This window comes from Serratia sp. AXJ-M (genome assembly GCF_046531865.1).
GTDB lineage: Bacteria > Pseudomonadota > Gammaproteobacteria > Enterobacterales > Enterobacteriaceae > Serratia > Serratia liquefaciens.
Genome location: NZ_CP059394.1, coordinates 4733620 through 4751026, shown reverse-complemented (window position 1 = coordinate 4751026; position 17407 = coordinate 4733620). Strand labels below are relative to the sequence as shown.

Genomic DNA, 17407 nt, shown 5'->3' with positions numbered 1-17407 from the left:
TAATGATGGCTTCATTTACTTCTGATCTCCTATCAAAAATGACAATAATTTATTGCTATTCTTGCTACTTCAGATTTATCGCCAGGTTCTCCGCGAGTACAATTTTTGCATCAAACTGCAGGGTTTCTAATGATATATTATTTAGTAATAAATAAGAGCATTATCAGATTATTGTCGGGTCGGCGTGTGAAAATATGGCATGCGCATGACGGAACAATTAATTTGGAATGAATTAAGTTTCTTTATCACAAACCAGCTTACGCTATCTTATTTTCCTGGCCCTGTTTGGAATTAAGGCAAGGAGGGCCATTATGCCATGACCCTCCCAGGGGCTATCAGGCCGTTGCCGCGGTCCTGATCAGTTCCACCACCAGTGGCGAAAGCTCGTTTCGCAATGCCGCACGTTCGGACTGAAACAGCGTGGCCGCGTAAAAACGGTGTCCCGGTAGCTCCACCGAGCGAACGTCACCTTCACCGTCGTGGCCGCTGATTATCAGCGGGTGCCGTTGCAGATCGGCGACAAACTCCGGGTTGACGCCAAAGTTGCAGTGGTAGCCTTCGTGCGTTTCCAGCTTGCCGTAGACACGGGCTGCCAGCGTATTGGATTGGAAAATAATGACCCCGCTTTTTTCAACCAGCGAACAGCTCAGGGGAGCTATTACCAACCGACCCCCGCTGTCGGTTTCCGCATGCCCGGCATCGTGCCAGCCCATCACGTTACGGGCGTACTCTACGATCGCATATTGGAAACCACCGCAAGAGCCCAGGAAGGGAACGTTTTGCTCGCGCGCATGGCGGATAGCCATAAAGGCACCATCGTCATGATTATACGGGCTGCCGGGTACCACCCAGATGGCATCGTAGTCCTGCAGAACCGACGTGTCGGTAATGGTTTCTGTGGGCAGCCAGTGGGATTGAATGTCGACGTTAAGATGGGAGGCGGTGAGCTGGAGAGCAATGGGGATGGCCTGGTGAGAAATGGCCTGAGGTTGGTAGTCACCGACCAGAGCAATACGGACTTGAGCTTTCATCATTTCCTTTTCCTGTGCGGGTAAAAAAGGAGGTTACAGCAAAGATCGGCGCTCATCCGCAATTTTTTAAATCCGGCGCACAAAAAAGCCCGGCATTGGCCGGGCTCAGACTGTGGAGGGAATTCTGTGTGACTAAAATCATGATGATGATTCGGTTAAAAACAAAGGATTATGCCTTCGGTTTCCCCCAAACATCCGAAAATCCCATTTTTCGGGTGTTTGCCACTAAACTAAGCCCGGCATTGGCCGGGCTGATAAATATGGTTTTTGGGCTCAGTACAATGACGGAGCCCCGATTGGCCGGGTTTTAAAGCGACGATGCAGCCACATGTATTGCTCAGGTGCGCGCATGATCTCTTTTTCCACCACTTTATTCATGTAAGCCGCCGCGGCAATCTCATCGCCGATAGGATAATTTTCCAGCGCAGGTTGGATCAGCAGGTCATAACCCCGACCTTTTTCGCGGCGGATCAGAACCACCGGCACCAGCGCCGGCTTGGCCATGCGCGCCAGCATAAAGGTACCGCTGGTGGTGGCAGCCTGATCGACGGCGAACAGTGGAGCGAACACGCTACCGCGTGGGCCGTAGTCTTGGTCCGGGGCGAACCATACGGCCTCGCCGCGCTTGAGGGCATGAACCATGCCGCGCAGATCTTTGCGATCGAGCATCGCCTTGTTGGAACGCATGCGACCTTTGGTCTGCGCCCATTCCATCGCTTTATTGTTATGTGGGCGGTACATCGCCATCATTGGCTGACACAGGCCCATGGCACGGCCACCCAACTCCAGCGACATAAAGTGCACGCCAATCACCAACACACCGCGCTGGTTCTGCTGCGCCATTTTCAGGTGGTTGATGCCGGAAACGTTGAACCAACGTTTGACGCGCTTATCTGACCAGAACCAGGCCATGCCGGTTTCCAGCAGGCCCATGCCGAGGGATTCGAAGTTGCCGACCACTTTACGCTCGCGCTGAGCCTCGTCCATATCCGGGAAGCACAGTTCCAGGTTGCGGCGGGTGATGGAAACGCGGCGCTTCAGAAAGCGCATCGAGGTGCGGCCCATCCACACGCCGAGCTTGTGCAGCACCGGGTAGGGGAGTTGGACCAACAGGAATAAGCAGGCCAGGCCGAACCAGGTAAACCAGTAGCGCGGATGCAGCAGGGCCGATTTGAATTTTTGCGGACGCTTCATATGAACTCATTTATGCGTTTAAGGGGGCAGCAACCTGTAACGCATAAAGATCCACTCAATTGCGATACAACCACTCAGACACCCAGATACCACTATGGTTTAGCCAGATTCCATAATTGACTAAATCTTTACACTCGAAGGGCGGTTCGCGCTGCTATCAGGCTTCGGGAGGAGGGCTGTAGGCCAGCGAAGGCGGTCCAAGACGGGGCATTTTACCACACAACATCAGGGGGAGGATCCGAATATTCCGATTCCCATGGGAAGAGAACGACGCATTTTCGTTGGTTTGCTTTTGTGCAAAACATGCGAGAGAAGATCAAAAAATAAGCATGTAAATGCGCGGAAATACGGTGGGATATAAAGTTTGATCTTTGTTTTATATCATGGCGAAGTCAGTTCATATGCATTATGCGTTTGTGGATTTTTTCCCCTGCAACAGAAGGTGTTAGTACTATTGATTTTTAATGGTCATCTTTTCTCAAAATTTTGTTTTTATTGTTTTTTTTATTAAAATAAAATCAGAGGGAAACTTTTTGATACAGGGTGATACATTTCATTTTATTTTAATGCCCATTTAAAATTCTCAGCCAGTAAAATTGCGTCTGTGGATTCTTGCACTGGATTTTTATCTCAAGAGGGAATATTGTTTTTGGCGTAGTGCTGGTGGTCAAAATGAAATTTTCAAAAACTCAGTGGGATCGCTCACTGCTACTGCATTGGTAAAACGCCAACTTGTACTCTGACTAGACCCAATCTCGATAAATACCCTATCCAAACTCCTGATAACGCCTGGGGATTATTTCCTGGCGAAAATAGCCATCTGATCAATGAAAACTAATGTGCTTATTCAGCTTTGTTCCTAAGAACAATGGCTGCGGATGGCTATTTCCATTCGCCTGATAAGCAATGGATTGGTTTTCCATCACAAGCAATGAAATGAATAAGGGGCAGAAATGTACTCATGGTATCTCATTTGCTATCGTTCCAGATTACATGCGAAGGTTATTGATGAAATAGAACGTATTGGTGTTGAATGTTATATGCCAATGAAAACCAGGTTAACATTACGTGCCGATCGGAAAAATTCGTTTAGAACTCACACCACTCCATTGTTCCCCGGTTATTTATTTGTGCGATTCTCACCAGAGATCACTCATACCACTTTAATTGCTAAGCAAAGTAGCGTGCAGGGGTTTGTTCGTCTTGGAAGAGAGATTTGCACCGTCCCTCAAAATATTATTGATGCTATCAGACGTCTTTCTTTTCGATTAGAGAATAAGGATGAAAGATTAAGCTATATAGAATGTAAAAATGTTTCTCCTGGCATGTTGAAAGAGATAGAGAAAATAATAAAGGTGGAAAAGCCAGAGGTTAGAACACAAACATTATTGCAATATCTCTCTTATTCAATACAACATCCAACGGCTTTATTGGCAAGCGGTTAATGAACCTCATGGGCATGGCTTGAAATGCCACCTGATATTGGCAGGTGTTATCTCTGGCGCTGTTTTAACCCCGCAATGCTTGAAGTTGCTTCAGGGTTGATGAATGTGTTTATCACCTTGATGCAATGCTCATTATTTGGGGTTTTATTCAATAATAAGGAGTTCTCTAATGAGCGTAAGAACAAGGTTTGCGCCCAGCCCAACGGGTTTTTTACACGTAGGCGGGGCAAGAACAGCTCTCTATTCCTGGCTTTATGCACGCCATAATCACGGCAAATTTATTCTGCGTATTGAAGATACCGACGTGGAACGGGAAAAGGAGGGTGCAGTCGACGCCATCCTGGACTCGATGAAGTGGTTGGGTATGTATTGGGACGAAGGCCCCTTCTACCAGACTAAACGCCTGGAGCGTTACAACGAGGTGGTCGATCAACTGTTGGCGTCTGGGCAGGCCTACCGCTGCTACTGCAGCGAGGAGCGCTTGAATGCACTCAAGGCTCAGCAGGAAAAGAACAAAGAGAACTTCATTTACGACCGCCACTGTCTGCATCATCTGGGGCACGATCCCAGCCTGCCTCACGTGGTGCGTTTGAAAAGCCCACAGCAGGGTATTGTGGCCTGGGACGACATGATCCGCGGACGTATTGAATTCAGCAACAGCGAGTTTGATGACTTTATTATTCGCCGCACCGACGGTTGGCCAACGTATAATTTTTGTGTGGTGGTCGATGATATCGACATGCAGATGACGCATATCATCCGCGCCGAAGAACATATCAATAATACACCGAAGCAAATTTATGTTTACCGGGCGTTGGGGCTGGAGCCGCCTGTGTTTGCTCATGTTTCGCCAATACTCGGGGATGACGGTAAAAAACTCTCCAAGCGCCACGGTGCAGCCAACGTTATGCAATACCAAGAGGAAGGTTTTTTACCTGAGGCATTGCGTAACTATTTAGTGCGTTTGGGGTGGGGGCATCAGGATAAGGAAATTTTCTCTTTGGATGAGATGATCTCTCTTTTCGATATTAACAATGTCAGCAACTCACCGAGCGCGTTCAATACAGAGAAATTACTGTGGCTCAACAAGCATTATATCGCTGCCGCTACGGCCGAACATTTATTACCCGATTTGCAATGGCAACTCCAACGGCTGGCTATCAGTACGGAGGACGGCCCACCGCTGGAACGGGTTGTCATGCTGTTAAAAACCCGAGCCAGAACGATGAAGGAAATGGCGGAAGCCTGCCGTAGTTATTACGGTGAATATCAGTGTAACAACCAGGAAACTTACCAGCAGTTGCTTGCCTCGGCACATCCGACGGTTTTCTGTGAAATCTATCAGCGCTTCTCCGCGATAAACGACTGGCAAAGTGCCGAGATTAACCAAGTGATTGGCGATATTTCCAAGGAATTCGGCACGTCGTTAAAAGACATCAATATGCCGTTGCGATTATTTATTCTCGGGGCGAAAGATACACCATCGTTAAATGATTGTCTGGCCGTATTGGGAAAAGAAAAAACGTTGAATCGCTTACATGCGGCAATAGAGAATATGTCGTGTAAATAGCAGGTAATAGGGCCGGCCATCGTAAGATTAATCACGATGGTCGGAATGTATAAGGCTGGGATGACAACCAATATTAATTCCTTAAGGAGGTAAGTCGAAGCGTAATTATTAGCGGTTTCCACGGCAACTTTCATGAAAACACATCAAATAAAAAGAGGTGATTTATTATGACTAATCAATATATGCCTATCTATTCCACTGAGGTGGCTCAACACACTTTATCTGAGGGAAAGATCCCAGAATCATCCAGCTGCCCGAGTTCTGTTTTGAATTTGATTAAAGATCGTTTAATGCTAGACGGCAATGAAAAACAGAATTTGGCGACGTTCTGCACCACCTGGTCAGAGCCCGAAGTCGACGAACTGATGAAGCTGGGATCGGTAAAAAACCTGATTGATAAAGAGTTGTACCCAGAAACGGCAAAAATTGAAGTGTGCTGTACAAAAATGCTGGCGGGGTTGTGGCATGCGCCAGACGTGAATAATTCGATTGGTACTTCCTGCGTGGGGTCCAGCGAAGCGGCAATGTTGGGCGGTTTGGCGTTGAAACGCAACTGGCAGCAAAAACGCAAGGCAAAAGGGCTGGACACTTCCAAGCCAAACTTGGTCACTGGCCCGGTACAAATTTGCTGGAAAAAATTCTGCACCTATTTTGAGATCGAGCACCGCGAGGTGCCCATCCGCGAAGGCGCCCTGTGCGCCCACCCCGACGACATGGTTAATTACATCGATGAAAATACCATCGGTGTGGTGCCGACTTTCGGGACGACCTTTACGCTGGTGTACGAAGACGTGCTTGGCCTGTCCAATGCGCTGGACAAGCTACAGAAAGAGCGTGGCCTGGATATTCCGATCCACGTTGATGCGGCATCCGGCAGCTTTATTGCGCCTTTCGTCGAAGAGCAAAGCCACATCGTTTGGGACTTCCGTCTGCCGCGCGTAAAATCCATCAACTCTTCCGGCCATAAATACGGCCTGGCCCCGCTGGGTCTGGGTTGGGTGGTATGGCGTGAAAAACAAGACTTGCCTGACGACCTGGTGTTCTACGTTAACTATCTCGGCGGCAACATGGCGACTTTCGCCCTCAACTTCAGCCGTCCCGGCGGTTCCGTCATTGCTCAGTACTACCAACTGCTGCGTCTGGGCAAAGAAGGTTATTCCGAGATCCAGCAGACCTGTGTGGATACCGGCAAGTTCCTGGCGCATAAATTGGCCGACTTCCCAGAATTTGAAATGCTGTACAGCAGCGAAGGGGGGTTGCCTGGCGTGGTCTTTACCCTGAAAGACGATGTAAAAGGCTTCACCCTGTATGATTTGCAAAACCAGGTGAAACAGCGCGGCTGGCAAACGGCGGCATATCCGCTACCGAGCAACCGTCAAAACACCATCATCATGCGCGTTCTGATCCGCTACGGCGTCAGCACCACATTGATGAACCTGCTGGCGCAGGACATTCGCAACATTGTTGACCAGCTAAAGGCCAACGCCACTACCCATGAGTCCGTGCTCTGCTGAGCGCTTCCTGACGGCATTCACGCCGTATCCCAATGGGGACGTCAAACACACTGACGTCAGTGCTCAGCGTGCCGGCAGGCCCCGTTGCTGCCGATGTTCTGAGCTACTCCCGTCTTTGCTTTGACAGACCTTCTTACTGAGCGTCCGGGCACCTAATGCTGGTGCCTGGGCGCTTTGTCTCGCAAAGGTGAATAATGAGCACTCAAACAACGACCTCGGGCAAAATGAAGTTCGGGACGATAGTCCTGTTCGGCATTAACTGCCTGCTGGGGGCAGGGATCTTCATCACCCCCGGCAAAGCTTATTCTGAACTCGGTATGAACCTGTTTCCGGTACTGGTGGTCTGTGCCGTTCTGGCGCTGATCATGGCATTGGCTTTTGCCGAAATGGCCGGGATTTTTACTAAAACCGGCGGGGTGTACGTTTACGTAAGCGCCACTTTTGGTCCTTTCCTGGGATTTAACATTGGCTTTATGCGTTTTCTTGCCGCCTGCGTAGCATTGGCAGTACAGGTGGCCGCATTGCCGGGGATCATTACGACCGCGTTAGGTATCCATTTGGCGCCAGCCAACTCGGCGATGATCAGTATCGCTTTTGCCTGCGTGCTTTGCGGTATCAACCTGATCTCGGTAAAAGTGATGTCGGTGTTTACCCGCGTGAGCAGTTGGCTGGTATTGGCGGCATTAATCAGTTGCATCCTGGTCTCTTTCAGCCATTTCGACCTGGCTAATTTTACCGATGTGCCAGGGTTGGTGGCACAGTCGACCGGGGTTGAAGTGCCCGCGTTTGGCCATTTGACCTCGGCAGAATTTTCAGGCGGCTTCCTGCTGTTGTTTTACGCGATGGTGGGTTTCGAGAATATTGGCGTGGCCTCGCAAGATATGGAAAACCCTACTCGCGATATCCCAAGGGCGATCATTCTGGTGCTGTTATCGGTCACGGCGCTCTATTTCCTGCTGTTTGCTTCCATTATCGGGTCTATGGGGGGCGAGCATCTGGCGTTTTCCGATAACTCCGTGGCGGACAGCGTGGGGATGGTTCTGGGCAATGGCGCTCGTGCGATCATGTCCTTAGGGTCGGTGGTTGCCCTGTTTGGTATCGGTCTGGCCATGTGCTTTGCCGGGCCGCGAAATCTGGTGCCGCTGGCGGTGGATGGCTTTCTGCCAGAGTCAGCCGGTGCCAATAACAAACGCGGCGTACCGGCCAAGTCGATCATTGCGATGCTGGTGGTGACTATCATCTTTATCGTCTTGGCGAATGCGATGTCGAAAGAGTCCTTTGTACTGCTGGTGGAGGTCGCAACGGTTTGTCGTCTGCTGCAGTATCTGGCGGTGATTGTCGGTATCTTTGTGGTGCGCAAGAAAAAGATGCAAGGGACTTACCGCATGCCGTGGTTCAAGGTACTGGTGCCTATTTGCGTATTGGTTTGCCTCTATCTCGGTTCATGCACCCCGCCAACCGTGCTGTTGATTACGCTTGGGTTGATAGTGATTTCCCTGCTGGTGTACTTCCTGTACGCGCAACCGCGAGCAAAACGGATGGATGAGTCGGGAGATGACGGCCACCACCACGGCCATCATCACGCGGTTTAATAAGGCTTAATAAACACAAAGGCGCTGCTCCTGAGGGAAAAGCGCCTTTTTTGCGTTCTGATGGGACGGCCCACAAGAAAAAGGCGCCGCCTCTTGCGAGGTTGCGCCTTTTCAACATGCCAACTGACTAGTATCAGTTCATGCCGTATTTTTTCAATTTCTTACGCAGCGTACCGCGGTTGATGCCCATCATCAGGGCTGCACGGGTCTGGTTGCCACGGGTGTATTGCATCACCATGTCCAACAGTGGCTGTTCAACTTCAGCCAATACCAGCTCATACAGATCGTTAACGTCTTGACCATTCAGTTGAGCAAAATAGTTCTTCAGTGCTTGTTTAACCGAGTCACGCAGAGGCTTTTGAGTCACTTGATCCTGTGAGTTCACGGTTGAAACGGTCAGTACGTCAGAATTTACGCGTTGTTCGAACATAGTTCTGTCAGCTCTTTTTTGTTACGCAAGATTTTCGAAATATGCCTCCAACGCCTCCAGCTGTTCGCTGGCATCCTCTATGGCGTTGAATGTGCGCCGAAACTGGTCATTCGGGGCGTGCTCCTGGAGATACCAGGATACGTGCTTACGAGCAATCCGGAATCCCTTGCCTTGGCCGTAAAAGCCGTGCAATTCCCGAATATGCCCTATCAACAAACGCTTAACCTCGCCAAGTGGCAGAGGGGGCAGCAGTTCCCCAGTGTCCAGATAATGCTGGATTTCCCGGAAGATCCAGGGTCTCCCCTGAGCAGCGCGGCCTATCATCAGGGCATCAGCCCCAGTGTAGTCGAGCACTGCTCTGGCTTTATGCGGGTCAGTAATGTCACCATTCGCGATAATCGGAATGGAAACATTCTGCTTAACTGCCCGAATGCTGTCGTACTCCGCGTTGCCGTTGAACAGGCAGGCGCGGGTTCGGCCATGAATAGTCAGGGCCTGTATACCACAGTCTTCGGCCAGTTGGGCAATCTCTACACAGTTACGGTGTTCTGGCGCCCAGCCAGTGCGGATCTTAAGCGTTACCGGCACATCCACGGCGTTAACCACCGCGTGGAGGATCTGTTTAACCAGATCCGGGTACTGCAGCAAAGCAGACCCTGCAAGTTTCCGGTTCACTTTCTTGGCCGGGCAACCCATATTGATGTCGATGATCTGTGCACCGCCGGCCACGTTAATACGCGCCGCGGCGGCCATATCATCCGGATCGCATCCGGCAATCTGCACGGAGCGGATCCCTGGTTCATCGCTATGGACCATACGCAGACGCGACTTATCCGTCCGCCACACCTCCGGATTGGAGGAGAGCATTTCGGATACAGCCATCCCAGCACCCATTGCATGACATAGGGTCCTAAATGGGCGATCTGTAATGCCGGCCATCGGGGCCGCAATCAGGCAATTTGTAAGCTGGTGGTGTCCAATGCGCATAGACAAAGAGTAACCATACTGTGTCCGCAAGGGCGCGTATATTACGCATTTTTGCGCTGAGATGAAAGGCCAAACTTTGACCAATTGGCCGCTATTCGCCATTAAAAATGCGGTTTGTCGGGATTCATAAAAATATTATATATACTTAACAATGGCTTGCCTGATTTTGGTTAATTAGTGCGCTATAAAATATTCCCAATACAACAGGATTTTATCTGTAATGAGTCTCGATTCAGCTCGAGAACGGCAGTGATTTAAGTCGTTTGTCAGGGTTTTTCATTGAGAATGGGCTGAATTATGCTGAAATCGCGTGGTGAAGGCTTAGGCAGAAAATATTCAGGGTCACGTGAATTTGGCATGGCGTTTCAAAGGCGCGGGGTGCCGACGTCGCGTAGACAGGAAAACAAAAAACCACCGCCACGGGCTACGTTGGCGGTGGTTTTTATCAGGGCAGTAAGGGGATTACTTGCGCTGACCGGTGATGCGGCACCACTCTTCACGCTCTGCGACCGGATCCAGCGTGAATTTCTCTTCATAGGCTTGCGCCACGCTTGCCGCCTGTGTTGCCAGCACGCCGGACAGGCCCAGATAACCGCCGGACTTCGGCAGACAGCCGATCAAGGGGGCCAGCTCACGCAATGGGCCCGCCAGGATGTTGGCGACGACCACGTCGGCCTGCAGATCGGCAGGCTGGTCTTTTGGCAGATACAGCTCCAAACGCTCTGAAACGCCGTTACGCTGCGCGTTGTCGCGGCTGGCCTGAATGGCCTGGGGATCGATATCGATGCCGATAGCGCGCGCTGCACCGAGCTTCAACGCGGCAATTGCCAGGATGCCGGAACCACAGCCGAAGTCGATAATGGTTTTACCGGCCAGATCGAGGCCGTCTAGCCATTGAAGGCACAGTGCAGTCGTTGGGTGAGTGCCGGTACCAAATGCCAGGCCCGGGTCCAGCATGACGTTGACCGCGTTCGGGTCGGGCACGTCGCGCCAGCTTGGGCAGATCCACAGACGTTCGCCGAAGCGCATCGGGTGGAAGTTGTCCATCCACTCGCGCTCCCAGTCCTTGTCTTCCAGCTGTTCAATTTTATGGCGGAAGCCGGCGCCGAGCAGCGGGTGCTGTTCCAGCATGGCGACCACGTCGGCCATGTCGGTTTCGGCATCGTACAACCCGATCACATCAGTGTCGCCCCACAGCAGGGTCTCGCCCGGCAGCGGTTCGAACACCGGATTGTCGTGGGTGTCCTGGAAGGTGACCGATACGGCGCCGCTTTCAACCAGCGCGTCGCTCAGGTCTTCCGCCTGGCTGCCGGTGGTGTTCAGTTTTAGTTGGATCCAAGGCATAACAATTCTCTTTAAGAGGCTAATGATGACGCCACTCGGCGCTTTTCGCCAATGACGTTACCGATATAAAACGCCAGCAGGCTAAGCAGCAGCGAAGGCACGATAGGGTGCAACCCCGCTAGCTGCAGATTGAAGCTGGCCAATAGCGTATAGCATACCGCACCCGTCACCATTGAGCTAAGTGCTCCCTGCGCATTGGCGCGTTCCCAGTACAGGCCCAGCACCAGTGGCCACAGGAATACCGCTTCCAGGCCGCCAAATGCCAGCAGGTTCAGCCAGATGATCATTTCCGGTGGCCGCCAGGCTGCCAACAGCACCAGCAAGCCCAAAATCAACGTGGTCAGGCTGGAGAAGCGTTTGATCAGGCGCTCGTTCTGCATGTGCTGTGGGCGTACGCCAAGGTAGAGATCTTTGATGATGGTGGCGGAAGATTGCAGCAATTGGGCGTTAATGGTCGACATGATTGCCGCCATCGGCGCCGCCAGGAAAATACCGGCGGCATAAGGCGGCAGCACGGTGATCATCAGCGTCGGGATCACCTGATCGGGGATCTTCAGGTCCGGCAATACCGCACGGCCCAGCGCGCCAGCCAGATGCATGCCAAACATCAGCACCGCGACCACCATGGTGCCGAGGATGATCCCGCGATGCACCGCCTTGCTGTCCTTGTAGGAGATGCAGCGCACCGCCGTGTGCGGCAGGCCAATCACGCCAAAGCACACCAGGATCCAGAACGATGCCATAAACGGCAGGCTGAGGATCTGTTCACCGCCCTGCGGTGATACCAGCGCGGGGTCAATCTGTTGCAGCTTATCCACGGCGCTGTGCAGGCCGCCGGCGGCGTGAATCACCGCAACCAGCAGCAGCACGGTGCCGATCAGCATCACCAGCCCCTGCATGGCGTCATTGAGCACGCTGGCGCGGAAGCCGCCAAAGGCGGTATACAGCGCGATGCTGATACCGAAGATCAGCAAACCGGTGTCGTAAGGAATACCGGCGGCGGTTTCCAGCAGGCGCGCGCCGCCGATAAACTGCACCGTCATGGCACCCAGGAACGCCACCAGCAGGCTGAGGCTGGCCAGCCAGACCAACAGACGACTTTGATAGCGGCCGTAAAGCATATCGTTCAGGGTAATGGCGTTGTAGCGGCGAGCCAGAATGGCAAACTTCTTGCCCAGCACGCCGAGTGAAAGCCAAACCGCCGGCAGTTGGATCATCGCCAACAGCACCCAGCCAAGGCCGTATTTATAGGCGGCGCCGGGGCCCCCGATAAAGGAACTGGCACTGATATAGGTGGCGGTCAAGGTCATGGCCAGTACGAAGCCGCCCATCGATCGGTTGCCCAGAAAATATTCGCTGAGGAAGTTGCCGCTCTGGCGTCGGCTATAGGCGTAAACTGACAGCCCGAACACCAGCACCAGATAGGCGACCAGCGGCAGAATGACTTCAGTTTGCATCGCCGTCCTCCAGCGAAATATCACGGAATATGCCGCGTACCATTAGCCAACACAGGCCGATGAACAGCAGCGGAACCAACAGGCAGGCCATTTCGAACCAGTGCGGCAGACCGGTAATACCGGATGCGCTGTCCGGCAGATAGGCTGCCAGCGCCCAGGCCAGCAGATAAAGCAGCGTCAGGCCCAGTGCCCAGCGCGCCTCGCGGTGAGCTTGAATAAAACGTGTGTCCATCCGTTTCTCCAATATACCCGTCATACTTGAAGCTGCCTCTGTGTTGGCTGCGCTCACTTACCCGAATCACTTACTACAGTAAGCTCATCGGGATGCGCTCCTTTGCCGCCTTGATGCAACTCCAATTATTTAGGGTATACAACTATTATGGATTTGATCATCCATTGAGTGACCCAAAGCAGTAAAGAAAAAGGCCGGTGATTAACCGGCCTTCTGTCAGGCGATGCGAATAGCCTGCCTTAGGTTTCCTGCAGACCGAGCTTTTTCTCCAGATAGTGGATGTTGGTGCCACCGTGCTGGAAGTTTTCGTCGCTCATGATCCGCTGTTGCAGTTCAACGTTGGTTTTGATGCCATCGATGATCAGCTCAGCCAGGGCGTTCTTCATGCGGGCAATCGCCACGTCACGGTTTTCACCGTAGGTGATCAGTTTGCCGATCATGGAATCATAGTACGGCGGTACGGTATAACCGGCGTAAATATGAGATTCCCAACGCACGCCGAAACCGCCTGGCGCGTGGAAACGGGTGATCTTGCCTGGGCTAGGCAGGAAGGTGTTCGGGTCTTCGGCGTTGATACGGCATTCTACCGCGTGGCCGTGAACCTTCACTTCTTCCTGTTTGATCGACAAAGGCTGACCGGCAGCGATACGCAGCTGCTCTTTGATCAGATCCACGCCGGTGATCATCTCGGTAACCGGATGCTCAACCTGAATACGGGTGTTCATTTCGATGAAATAGAACTCGCCGTTTTCATACAGGAACTCGAAAGTGCCCGCGCCGCGGTAACCGATTTCCACACAGGCCTTCGAGCAACGCTCGCCGATATAACGGCGCATTTCGCTGGTGATGCCCGGTGCCGGAGCCTCTTCAACCACTTTCTGGTGGCGGCGCTGCATGGAGCAGTCGCGCTCGGCCAGATAGATGGCGTTACCCTGACCGTCCGCCAACACCTGAATTTCGATATGGCGTGGGTTTTCCAGGTATTTTTCCATGTAAACCATGTCGTTGTTGAAAGCCGCTTTGGCCTCCGCCTTGGTCATGGAAATGGATTGCTCGAGGTCTTTGTCGCTGCGCACTACGCGCATGCCACGACCGCCGCCGCCGCCGGATGCCTTGATGATAACCGGGTAGCCGATGCGCTTGGCGAAGGCACGGTTTTTATCCATGTCGTCGGTCAGCGGGCCATCAGAGCCAGGTACGCAAGGCACGCCTGCTTTCTTCATGGCATTGATGGCAGAAACCTTGTCGCCCATCAGGCGGATAGTTTCGGCTCTCGGGCCAATGAAGATAAAGCCGGAGCGTTCGATCTGCTCGGCGAAATCGGCGTTTTCAGACAGGAAGCCGTAGCCCGGGTGGATCGCCACTGCGCCGGTGATTTCAGCCGCAGAGATGATTGCCGGGATATTCAGGTAACTTTTTACCGATGGCGCAGGACCGATACACACGGTCTCGTCAGCCAGCAGTACGTGTTTCAGATCGCGATCGGCTGTCGAGTGCACGGCAACGGTTTTGATGCCCAGCTCTTTACAAGCACGCAGGATACGAAGCGCGATCTCGCCACGGTTGGCGATAACAATTTTATCAAGCATGTTCGCCTCGTTATTCGATGACGACCAGTGGCTCGTCAAATTCTACCGGTTGGCCGTTCTCTACCAGGATGGCTTTCACCACGCCGGATTTGTCCGCTTCGATCTGGTTCATCATTTTCATTGCTTCAACGATGCACAGAGTGTCGCCGGCGTTCACTTTCTGGCCGACTTCGATGAAGGCTTTCGCATCCGGGCTTGGCGTGCGGTAGAAAGTACCGACCATTGGGGAACGAACGACGTGGCCACTCATGGCCGCTGGTGCTGCAGGCGTTTCGGCTGGCGCGCTGGCAACGGCGGTAGCCAGTGCTGGCTGCGGCTGTGCTGGCATTGCGTATGCCTGTGGCATCATTGGGTAAGCCTGCGCTGGAGCAGCGCGGCTGATGCGAACTGACTCTTCGCCTTCAGAAATTTCCAGTTCAGAAATACCTGATTCTTCAACCAGTTCGATCAGTTTCTTGATTTTACGAATATCCATGAGTGTGATTCCGTACTCTTTTGCGTAGCAATTAGTGGGTTTTCGACAGACGGTTAACCGCTGCCTGTAAAGCAAATGTGTAGCCATCCGCGCCGAGGCCGCAAATCACGCCTACCGCAATATCGGAAAGGTAAGAGTGATGGCGGAAAGGCTCTCGGGCATGCACGTTGGAGAGGTGGATCTCGATAAACGGGATCTGCACCGCCAGCAATGCATCACGCAGCGCCACGCTGGTATGCGTGAACGCGGCAGGGTTAATCAGAATAAAATCTGTGTTGCCGCGCGCCTGATGTATGCGATCGATCAGCGCATGTTCGGCGTTAGACTGCAGATGGCTCAGGGTAATATCCAGTGCGGATGCCTGGTTTTCCAATCCGTTAACAATCTCTGTTAACGTCGTGCTGCCGTACTTCTCCGGCTCACGCGTCCCCAGCAGATTCAGATTGGGGCCGTTCAGAAGCAAAATGTGAAACTTATCCGCCATTGTGCTGGTATCTCCGGCAATAAAACCATCATCGTAGAAAATAACCCGACGTCACAGATTTGTCACCTGTTAAGGGGAAAATTCACCCTGAGAACAGGAACAAGGTCGGGCATTATAACGATATCGTAGCAATTCGCAGCTAAATACTGGTCTTATCAGCGAAGATATTCAACCCTAAATCAGTAAACTGGCCAGGGCGATATTGCATTATGAGGGGTAGAACACAGAAAAGTTCCGGCTTTTAACGCCACCAATTGCGGAATTTCTTGTATCGCAGCGCCAGTAGCGCGACGGCCAGCAGAGCATAAATGAAGGGCTGCGGCGAAAAGGTTTTTACCGACCACAGGTAGTGAATCGGTGCCAGAATCGCCACCAGATAGACCAGATTATGCAACGTCTGCCATTTGGCCCCCAGTTTGCGCATCGCCCACAGCGTGGAGGTTGCGGCCAGCGCCAGCAGGATCAGCCAACTGACAATGCCGAGCGTCAGGTAAGGGCGGGTGACAAGTTCACGCCCCAGCAGGCCGATATTGCTCAGCCCCAGCTCCAGCGTCGAATAGCTTATCAGATGCAGCGTGCCCCAGGCAAAACACCATAGTCCCACCAGACGACGACAGCGAATCAGCAGCGGTTGCCGGGCATAGCGCGCCAGTGGCGCAATCATCAAGGTCGCCAGCAACAGTTTCAACGTCATTCTGCCGGTAAAGTGTTGAATGTCTTTGGCCGGATCGGCGCTGAACCAACCCTGGTCCACCGACAGCACCAGCCAGAGAAAAGGCAGGAATGCCGCCAGATAAATGGCGACCTTAATCCACTTGATATGAGCCGGAGTTAAACGCACCTAAAAATTCTCCCTTAGATCCAGGCCGCGGTACAGCGACGCTACCTGTTCGCCATAGCCGTTAAACAGCAGCGTGGGTTGGCGTTTAACGTCCAGAATGCCGCCGGAGCCGATAAAGCGTTCGGTGGCCTGTGACCAGCGTGGGTGATCGACGTTCGGGTTTACGTTGGCATAGAAGCCGTACTCATTCGGCGCAGATTCATTCCAGGTGGTGGGCGGCTGATCGCGCACCAGACGGATATGGACTATCGACTTAATGCCTTTAAAGCCGTATTTCCAGGGGGTGATCAACCGCAGCGGCGCACCGTTTTGCGGCGGCAGCGTTTTGCCGTATACGCCGACGGTCAGCAGGGCCAATGGGTTCATGGCCTCATCGAGACGCAGCCCTTCAACATAAGGGTATTTCAGCCCGCCGCCGATAAAACGATCCTTCTGGCCCGGCATCTGCTCCGGATCGTACAGCGTTTGGAAAGCGACGTAGCGGGCATTGCTGTTCGGCTCCGCCAGCTTGATCAGCTTACCCAGCTCAAAGCCAATCCAGGGCACGACCATCGACCAGGCCTCCACGCAGCGCATACGGTAGATGCGTTGTTCCAGCGGGAAGCGTTTGATCAAGTCATCGATGTCCAACGTGATCGGTTTGGCGACCTCGCCGTCGATACGCACTTTCCAGCCTTCGGTTTTCAGGCCGCCGGCATTCGCGGCAGGATCGGCTTTATCCAGACCGAATTCGTAGAAGTTGTTGTAACCGGTGACTTTGTCTTCCGGCGTCATGTCCAGTTGCGCCTGCCAGGCCGCAGGCTTGCTGAATGACAGCGGTTTACCGGCGGGGGCCTTGGGCCGATCGTTGCCTTTGAACCATGACAGCAAACCGGCCTGCGTATTAAGCGGCAAGGCCAGCGACGCGGCGGTGATACCCAACGCCTGCAGCACTTTGCGCCGCTGATGGAACACGCTCTCGGGCGTGACATCGGCTTCGGTCAATTTAGGGGGCTTTCTCATGGTGTGTTCTCCGCGTTTCATCCCCGCCGCCTTTCAGGTGCGGGTACTCAAACCTGCTCCCGTCAGAGTGACTGTAGGAGGTAACCTTCTGAGCCCGATTAACGCGGACGCAGCATGCAACGCCCCTACAGTATGCTGGGGTATCTGTGTTGTAAGCATGGCGTGAAATCAGGCTATATGCGAGAGGGCGCGGGAAAATATGAAATTTCGCAGGCGAATG

At 52.8% G+C, this 17407-nt stretch carries 16 protein-coding genes; 4 read left to right on the top strand and 12 right to left on the bottom strand.

Features of this window, described 5'->3' with window-relative positions; all coding sequences use genetic code 11:
* Positions 1 to 335: 335 nt before the first annotated feature.
* Positions 336 to 1031 carry a CTP synthase gene (locus H0S68_RS22140; protein WP_410529477.1) on the bottom strand — a complete coding sequence of 232 codons (696 nt, stop codon included), beginning with the start codon at positions 1029 to 1031 and terminating at the stop codon, positions 336 to 338.
* Between the two features lie 273 nt (positions 1032 to 1304).
* Positions 1305 to 2225, bottom strand: coding sequence for a kdo(2)-lipid IV(A) palmitoleoyltransferase (gene lpxP, locus H0S68_RS22135; protein WP_128864512.1), 921 nt, complete (start codon positions 2223 to 2225; stop codon positions 1305 to 1307).
* A 953-nt stretch (positions 2226 to 3178) separates the two neighbouring features.
* On the opposite strand from lpxP, the gene H0S68_RS22130 reads away from it, so the two are divergent.
* The 4 genes from H0S68_RS22130 (at position 3179) to H0S68_RS22115 (ending at position 8346) form a co-directional block, all read left to right on the top strand.
* A complete protein-coding gene (locus tag H0S68_RS22130; RefSeq protein WP_122080325.1) occupies positions 3179 to 3670 on the top strand; it encodes a transcription termination/antitermination NusG family protein in 492 nt (163 codons plus the stop codon).
* Positions 3671 to 3839: 169 nt separating this feature from the next.
* Complete coding sequence (gltX, locus tag H0S68_RS22125) at positions 3840 to 5240, top strand: glutamate--tRNA ligase (RefSeq protein ID WP_410529024.1); 1401 nt, start codon at positions 3840 to 3842, stop codon at positions 5238 to 5240.
* A 167-nt stretch (positions 5241 to 5407) separates the two neighbouring features.
* On the top strand, positions 5408 to 6754 hold the full coding sequence (locus tag H0S68_RS22120; protein ID WP_122080323.1) for a glutamate decarboxylase: 1347 nt from the start codon (positions 5408 to 5410) through the stop codon (positions 6752 to 6754).
* Between the two features lie 194 nt (positions 6755 to 6948).
* Positions 6949 to 8346 carry an APC family permease gene (locus tag H0S68_RS22115; protein ID WP_122080322.1) on the top strand — a complete coding sequence of 466 codons (1398 nt, stop codon included), beginning with the start codon at positions 6949 to 6951 and terminating at the stop codon, positions 8344 to 8346.
* Positions 8347 to 8479: 133 nt separating this feature from the next.
* On the opposite strand, the gene fis is transcribed toward H0S68_RS22115, so the two are convergent.
* From fis to msrP, 10 genes are all read right to left on the bottom strand, one after another.
* Positions 8480 to 8776 (bottom strand): DNA-binding transcriptional regulator Fis, encoded by a 297-nt coding sequence (gene fis, locus H0S68_RS22110; RefSeq protein WP_000462905.1) that lies wholly within the window; start codon positions 8774 to 8776, stop codon positions 8480 to 8482.
* Positions 8777 to 8797: 21 nt separating this feature from the next.
* Positions 8798 to 9763, bottom strand: a complete 966-nt coding sequence (dusB, locus tag H0S68_RS22105; RefSeq protein WP_044553902.1) for a tRNA dihydrouridine synthase DusB — start codon at positions 9761 to 9763, stop codon at positions 8798 to 8800.
* A 462-nt stretch (positions 9764 to 10225) separates the two neighbouring features.
* On the bottom strand, positions 10226 to 11107 hold the full coding sequence (prmA, locus tag H0S68_RS22100; RefSeq protein ID WP_046372537.1) for a 50S ribosomal protein L11 methyltransferase: 882 nt from the start codon (positions 11105 to 11107) through the stop codon (positions 10226 to 10228).
* An 11-nt stretch (positions 11108 to 11118) separates the two neighbouring features.
* Entirely contained in the window at positions 11119 to 12564 is a 1446-nt protein-coding gene (panF, locus tag H0S68_RS22095; RefSeq protein WP_122080321.1) for a sodium/pantothenate symporter, read from the bottom strand.
* Entirely contained in the window at positions 12554 to 12796 is a 243-nt protein-coding gene (locus H0S68_RS22090; protein WP_128864515.1) for a YhdT family protein, read from the bottom strand. Before H0S68_RS22090 ends, panF begins: the two co-directional genes overlap by 11 nt.
* A gap of 239 nt (positions 12797 to 13035) precedes the next feature.
* The gene (gene accC / locus H0S68_RS22085; RefSeq protein ID WP_020832086.1) at positions 13036 to 14385 is read right to left on the bottom strand and encodes an acetyl-CoA carboxylase biotin carboxylase subunit; all 1350 of its coding nucleotides are present in this window, start codon (positions 14383 to 14385) and stop codon (positions 13036 to 13038) included.
* 10 nt (positions 14386 to 14395) lie between these two features.
* Positions 14396 to 14860 carry an acetyl-CoA carboxylase biotin carboxyl carrier protein gene (accB, locus tag H0S68_RS22080; protein WP_020832085.1) on the bottom strand — a complete coding sequence of 155 codons (465 nt, stop codon included), beginning with the start codon at positions 14858 to 14860 and terminating at the stop codon, positions 14396 to 14398.
* Between the two features lie 31 nt (positions 14861 to 14891).
* Positions 14892 to 15344, bottom strand: coding sequence for a type II 3-dehydroquinate dehydratase (gene aroQ, locus H0S68_RS22075; RefSeq protein ID WP_020832079.1), 453 nt, complete (start codon positions 15342 to 15344; stop codon positions 14892 to 14894).
* A 241-nt stretch (positions 15345 to 15585) separates the two neighbouring features.
* Positions 15586 to 16185, bottom strand: a complete 600-nt coding sequence (gene msrQ / locus H0S68_RS22070; RefSeq protein WP_020832077.1) for a protein-methionine-sulfoxide reductase heme-binding subunit MsrQ — start codon at positions 16183 to 16185, stop codon at positions 15586 to 15588.
* The gene (gene msrP / locus H0S68_RS22065) at positions 16186 to 17187 is read right to left on the bottom strand and encodes a protein-methionine-sulfoxide reductase catalytic subunit MsrP (protein WP_410529023.1); all 1002 of its coding nucleotides are present in this window, start codon (positions 17185 to 17187) and stop codon (positions 16186 to 16188) included. It abuts the gene before it with no gap.
* Between the last annotated feature and the right edge of the window lie 220 nt (positions 17188 to 17407).

Bases quoted from the DNA above. Each gene is read 5' to 3' on its own strand.
- H0S68_RS22140 (WP_410529477.1), bottom strand. From the start codon at position 1,031: ATGAAAGCTCAAGTCCGTATTGCTCTGGTCGGTGACTACCAACCTCAG.
- lpxP (WP_128864512.1), bottom strand. From the start codon at position 2,225: ATGAAGCGTCCGCAAAAATTCAAATCGGCCCTGCTGCATCCGCGCTAC.
- H0S68_RS22130 (WP_122080325.1), top strand. From the start codon at position 3,179: ATGTACTCATGGTATCTCATTTGCTATCGTTCCAGATTACATGCGAAG.
- gltX (WP_410529024.1), top strand. From the start codon at position 3,840: ATGAGCGTAAGAACAAGGTTTGCGCCCAGCCCAACGGGTTTTTTACAC.
- H0S68_RS22120 (WP_122080323.1), top strand. From the start codon at position 5,408: ATGACTAATCAATATATGCCTATCTATTCCACTGAGGTGGCTCAACAC.
- H0S68_RS22115 (WP_122080322.1), top strand. From the start codon at position 6,949: ATGAGCACTCAAACAACGACCTCGGGCAAAATGAAGTTCGGGACGATA.
- fis (WP_000462905.1), bottom strand. From the start codon at position 8,776: ATGTTCGAACAACGCGTAAATTCTGACGTACTGACCGTTTCAACCGTG.
- dusB (WP_044553902.1), bottom strand. From the start codon at position 9,763: ATGCGCATTGGACACCACCAGCTTACAAATTGCCTGATTGCGGCCCCG.
- prmA (WP_046372537.1), bottom strand. From the start codon at position 11,107: ATGCCTTGGATCCAACTAAAACTGAACACCACCGGCAGCCAGGCGGAA.
- panF (WP_122080321.1), bottom strand. From the start codon at position 12,564: ATGCAAACTGAAGTCATTCTGCCGCTGGTCGCCTATCTGGTGCTGGTG.
- H0S68_RS22090 (WP_128864515.1), bottom strand. From the start codon at position 12,796: ATGGACACACGTTTTATTCAAGCTCACCGCGAGGCGCGCTGGGCACTG.
- accC (WP_020832086.1), bottom strand. From the start codon at position 14,385: ATGCTTGATAAAATTGTTATCGCCAACCGTGGCGAGATCGCGCTTCGT.
- accB (WP_020832085.1), bottom strand. From the start codon at position 14,860: ATGGATATTCGTAAAATCAAGAAACTGATCGAACTGGTTGAAGAATCA.
- aroQ (WP_020832079.1), bottom strand. From the start codon at position 15,344: ATGGCGGATAAGTTTCACATTTTGCTTCTGAACGGCCCCAATCTGAAT.
- msrP (WP_410529023.1), bottom strand. From the start codon at position 17,187: ATGAGAAAGCCCCCTAAATTGACCGAAGCCGATGTCACGCCCGAGAGC.